This window comes from Acinetobacter uliginosus (genome assembly GCF_044130295.1).
Taxonomy (GTDB): Bacteria; Pseudomonadota; Gammaproteobacteria; order Pseudomonadales; family Moraxellaceae; genus Acinetobacter.
Map to the genome: position 1 here is coordinate 1 of NZ_JBIQOC010000159.1, position 3,737 is coordinate 3,737.

A 3,737-nucleotide genomic window follows, 5' to 3' on the forward strand; every position below is an offset into this window, starting at 1 on the left:
AAAGCTGCCGACACACAAAGTGACCCAAATTGAAGAATTGCTGCCGCACTGCTGGAAACCTGAATCGAATTAAAAATTGGTATGGGATTCAGCGGACGCTTACAGATTGAGTTGTTGAGCTGTATTGAAAAAAGCTTTTGCTAAAATTGTTTTTTATCAATAATTTGTGCTGAAAATATAGGCATAACAAAAACTCATCTTATTTATGTAAAATCATAATTTTATTCATATTTAGACCGGAAACCCTGTTGATTAGACACACTTTTCCCTGAGGCTGACCATAATAAAATGACGAAGCTTGTCCTTTACGTAGTGCACGCATGACCTCAATTCCCTTAATGGTGGCGTAAGCTGTTTTCATGGATTTAAACCCCAGCGTGGCACGCATGATGCGCTTTAACTTACGGTGATCGCATTCAATCAAGTTATTGTGATATTTAATCTGCCTGTGCTCAAGGGTGGGTGGACATTTACCTTAATGTTTCAGCAATCATAAAGCATGTCCATATGTGGGGGCCTTATCTGTGTTAATCAATAGTGGAATTTTCGATTGCTTCACGTTGTTCAGAATTTTTTCGAGAAACTGATAGGCCGCTTTGGTATTATTGCGTCTGGTTGAAAGGTGAAAATCGATAGTATGACCACGGAGATCAACGGCCCGATACAAATAAGCCCATCGGCTGTTCACTTTCACATAGGTTTCATCAATATGCCATGGACTGAGATCAGTAGGATTACGCCAGTACCAACGTAACCGTTTTTCTATTTCAGGGGCGTAGCGCTGAACTCAACGATAAATCGTAGTGTGATCGACATTGACGCCACATTCGGCCAGCATTTCCTGAAGTTCACGATAGCTGATGCTATATTTACAATATCAGCCAACAGCCCAAAGGATGATCTCACCCTGAAAATGCCGACCATGGAAAGGATTCATGTGCTGCACCTTTAGCTAAAACAGTCTTCAGCTTACCATTCATGGTTATTTGAAACAGTGACAAAAAAAAATCCGTGCATTTATATTTTTATTTGACTAATGTGTCACTTATTGTAAATCAGGCAGAAGAAGTGCGTCATGATCAACGTTGAGCAGATGGCTATAATTCTTGATACTTTGCCAGACCCTGCCTTTATCCTGTCCCGAACAGGAAAATACGTTGCGGTGTTTGGTGGTCGTGATAAGCGCTATTATCACGATGGTTCCGGTCTCGTTGGTCTGTATATTTCAGATTTGATCAAGCCTGATAAGGCCAACTGGTTTCTTGAACAGATTGGCCGGGCGCTGGAATCTGGAAAACTACTCATCGAAGAGTACGAATTGAGCAACAGGGATGTGAAAGGTCTACCCGATCATGGTCCTGAAAAACCGATTTGGTTCGAAGGGCGCATCCAGGCCCTGAGTTTTTCTGTGGACGACGAAGAGGTAGTGCTCTGGGTCGCAAGTAATATTTCAGAGCGACACGACCTAGAAATCAGACTGAGAGAACTAGGCGATACCGATCAGCTAACTGGCCTTTTCAACCGAAGAAAACTGGAGCATGATTTGACGCTACACTACGAGTCATACGTACGATATTCAGTGCCGACTTCCATCTTGATATTCGATCTTGATAACCTAAAAGAAATCAACGACAGTAAGGGGCATCACGTGGGCGATGAGGCGATCCGGGCAGTAGCCAACATTCTTCGCTCAACACTCCGAAAGAGTGATTGTGCCTGCCGCTTGGGTGGTGATGAGTTTGTGGTCATCTTGCCCAATACTGGGCATGAGCAGGCAATTCAGTTTGCAAAGCGTATACATGACCGTTCCAGAAAAGAGTTAAGCCAGTTTTCAGTGGACAGTGCGGTTGTCACAGCGAGCATGGGTGTGACAACTATAGTGCCGGAAGATTGTTCATACAAAGACACTATCAAACGAGCTGACCTAGCTTTGTATGAAGCCAAAAATGGGGGGAAAGATAGAATTGTATCGGCCTGAGGGAATCAGTTTTCGCAAGCCCAGATTTATAGGCACTGTTGCAAATAGGGACCTAAGTCGATGATATTCGATTCAAAAAATCTTAAAGACCAAAAACCCTGTTGATTAGACACACTTCACCCTGAGGCTGACCATAATAAAATGACGAAGCTTGTCCTTTACGTAGTGCACGCATAACTTCAATACCTTTAATTGTGGCATAAGCCGTTTTCATGGATTTGAATCCTAACGTGGCCCTGATGATCCGCTTTAGCTTGCCATGATCACATTCAATCACGTTATTTTTATACTTAATTTGCCTGTGCTCAAGGTCTGGTGGACATTTACCTTCCTGTTTTAACCATGATAAAGCACTTCCATATGTAGGTACTTTATCCGTATTGATCACCTGTGGAATTTGCCATTTCTTTACATTATTTAAAATTTTTTCAAGAAAACAATAGGCTGATTTGGTATTACGTCTAAAAGAAAGGTAAAAATCAATGGTATAGCCACGTTGATCGACTGCACGATACAGATAAGACCATCGTCCATTCACTTTTACATAGGTTTCATCAATATGCCACGGGCTGATATTAGTAGGATTACACCAATACCAGCGTAACTGTTTTTCTATTTCAGGGGCATAACGTTGAATCCAACGGTAAATCGTGGTGTGATCAACATTCACACCACGCTCGGCCAGCATTTCCTGAAGTTCACGATAGCTAACGTCCATATCAGCCTAGATATAACCGAGATTGTTATGGTGAACTAATCCAAATTGATGGCTCACATCATGACTGGTTTGAAGGACCAACCCATAAATGCTATTTACTGGTGTTTATTGATGATGCCACAGGCAAATTGCAGCATTTACGCTTCTGTGAATCAGAATCAGCCTTTGACTATATGATTTCAACACGCTTGTATGTTGAACAGCACGGCAAGCCCTTAGCGTTTTACAGCGACAAACATTCAGTCTTTAGGGTGAATCAAAGCAGCAAGAAAGACACCAAGTTTACCCAGTTTGGACGCGTACTTAGCACCCTTAATATCGATATCATTTCGCCAATTCACCACAGGCCAAAGGACGTGTGGAACGCGCAAATAGAACGCTTCAAGATCGCTTGATCAAGGAGATGCGGTTAGAAGGCATCTGTTCGATTGCCGAAGCAAATGCATGGCTGCCCTGCTTTATCGAGCAATTTAATCGTAAATTTGTCAAGATGGCTTTTAATCCGAAGGATCTACACAGGGATATCACTGAAACCGCTGAGGAATTAGATGATATTTTTACCTGGCGTGAACCCCGTAGAGTCACAAATAGCCTGACCATTACGTATGATAAATGCGTATATCTTTTGGAGAATACAGCAGAAAATCAGAAGCTAATCGGTAAATATCTTGATTTTCTAGAATACCCAGATGGTACTGTCGCCATCATGTATGAAGGACGGAAGATCAATTACAGCATCTTTGATAAGTTAAGCAAGCTCAACCAGCGAGAGATCATTGAGAATAAACGTTTGGATTATGTGCTGGCGCATATTCAACAACGGCATGAAGAATTGGAATAGCAAAACAAACACAATCATTCTCAAAAATGCCAAGAAGACGTGCACAGAAAACAGCAGTTCAACACCAAAATCTGAACCCTGTTCTTGACTCTTGCAGCTTTGTACACGACAAAAAAAGATAACTCATTGAAATAATGGCATAATACTTGTTTTCTGACGACGAATATGATGACACATTTCAATGAGTTACATCTCATCTT

At 41.7% G+C, this 3,737-nt stretch carries 1 protein-coding gene and 3 pseudogenes; 2 read left to right on the forward strand and 2 right to left on the reverse strand.

Annotation, left to right across the window (positions count from 1 at the left end):
- Positions 1–199: 199 nt before the first annotated feature.
- Positions 200–937, reverse strand: a pseudogene (locus tag ACE01T_RS17285) (IS6 family transposase).
- Between the two features lie 138 nt (positions 938–1,075).
- Between ACE01T_RS17285 and ACE01T_RS17290 the strand changes: the two are divergent.
- The gene (locus ACE01T_RS17290) at positions 1,076–1,978 is read left to right on the forward strand and encodes a GGDEF domain-containing protein (RefSeq protein ID WP_395519763.1); all 903 of its coding nucleotides are present in this window, start codon (positions 1,076–1,078) and stop codon (positions 1,976–1,978) included.
- Between the two features lie 82 nt (positions 1,979–2,060).
- On the opposite strand, the pseudogene ACE01T_RS17295 reads toward ACE01T_RS17290, so the two are convergent.
- Positions 2,061–2,690, reverse strand: a pseudogene (locus ACE01T_RS17295) (IS6 family transposase); the annotation flags it as partial.
- Here ACE01T_RS17295 and ACE01T_RS17300 point away from each other — a divergent pair.
- Positions 2,690–3,659, forward strand: a pseudogene (locus ACE01T_RS17300) (ISNCY family transposase); the annotation flags it as partial. The pseudogenes ACE01T_RS17295 and ACE01T_RS17300 sit on opposite strands and share 1 nt — an antisense overlap.
- Positions 3,660–3,737: the final 78 nt, after the last annotated feature.

What these genes read in the sequence shown, in the direction of transcription:
- ACE01T_RS17290 (WP_395519763.1), top strand. Translation starts at nt 1,076, where the DNA reads ATGATCAACGTTGAGCAGATGGCTATAATTCTTGATACTTTGCCAGAC.